The organism is Phyllobacterium sp. P5_D12 (assembly GCF_054049495.1).
On the sequence record NZ_JBFUMG010000964.1, the window covers coordinates 1 to 1,058 of the forward strand.

Genomic DNA, 1,058 nt, shown 5'->3' on the forward strand with positions numbered 1-1,058 from the left:
GGCCTTGGCCTCGATGCAGATGAGGTCAAAAGCGAAAAGCTGGCGTTGCCGGGCACGCGATTTGCCGTTGGCGCCTATCTTTCCTTCTGCACCAACCGCACGCTGCTTGAGGCCGTGGCCTCGTCGCTGACAGAGCTATTCTCGCCAGTTATTATCAACGAGCGCGTTCCGGCCATGCTGGCGAAATATGATTATGTGACGCCGGATATCCTGGCCTATTTCGACAAGCGGCCGACGCAGGCGTCACGTGATTCCGATTTCGCCCTGGCCTATGTGATGAAACATGCCGATACGCCGGAAAAGCAGCAGGCCGTCATCGACGCGCTCATTTTCAAATGTGATATCCTCTGGGCAATGCTTGATGCGCTAGCTCATGCCTACGGCGAAAGGGGCATTATCCCGCCCGGCGCTTTCGATCCGGAGGCGGCATGACTGGGGCAAGTCGCGTCCGTGCGGTTGTTTCCATGCAATCGCGACCCATATTAAAGTCTCATGCGCGGCTGCAGTATGATACGGTGCGCGAGGCATGGGCGCTGCTGTCGCCGGAACGGGTGTTCTGGCCGAATGAAGTGAGCCTCGATATCTTGAGGCTGTGTAACGGCCGCCACAGCGTTGCGCTGATGATTTCATTGCTGGCGGACCAGTATGCAGCGGATGAAGCCGAGATCGCGCCGGATGTAACCGGCTTTCTGCAGGAATGGTCCGACAAGTTTCTGGTGACGTTATGAACGAACCTGTCCTACCCCCGATCGGCATGCTGKCGGAATTGACGCATCGCTGCCCGCTGCAGTGCGCCTATTGTTCCAATCCGGTCGAGCTGTTGAAAGCCAACCGGGAAATGGATACGGCAGCCTGGCTTTCGCTGTTCGAGCAGGCGGCGGACCTCGGCGTTCTGCAGGTACATCTTTCCGGCGGTGAGCCGACGCTTCGCACCGATCTCGGGGAACTTATTGCCTGTCTGGCGCGGCGCGGCGTCTATACCAATCTCATCACGGCGGGTGTTGGCATCGCCGATGGCCGGATTGAGGCCTGGGYCGAGGCTGGGCTTGATCATATCC

At 58.8% G+C, this 1,058-nt stretch carries 3 protein-coding genes; all 3 read left to right on the plus strand.

Translation table 11 applies throughout. The annotated features are described in order from the left end of the window. The coding region (locus ACXJ5O_RS28000; protein WP_457302763.1) for a thiaminase II/PqqC family protein at positions 1-432 on the plus strand (432 nt) is incomplete at its 5' end. Further along, entirely contained in the window at positions 429-728 is a 300-nt protein-coding gene (gene pqqD, locus ACXJ5O_RS28005) for a pyrroloquinoline quinone biosynthesis peptide chaperone PqqD (RefSeq protein WP_457302764.1), read from the plus strand. The genes ACXJ5O_RS28000 and pqqD, both read left to right, overlap by 4 nt. Continuing rightward, on the plus strand, positions 725-1,058 hold a 334-nt coding region (locus ACXJ5O_RS28010; protein WP_457302765.1), incomplete at its 3' end, for a radical SAM protein. The genes pqqD and ACXJ5O_RS28010, both read left to right, overlap by 4 nt.

What these genes read in the sequence shown, in the direction of transcription:
- pqqD (WP_457302764.1), top strand. Translation starts at nt 429, where the DNA reads ATGACTGGGGCAAGTCGCGTCCGTGCGGTTGTTTCCATGCAATCGCGA.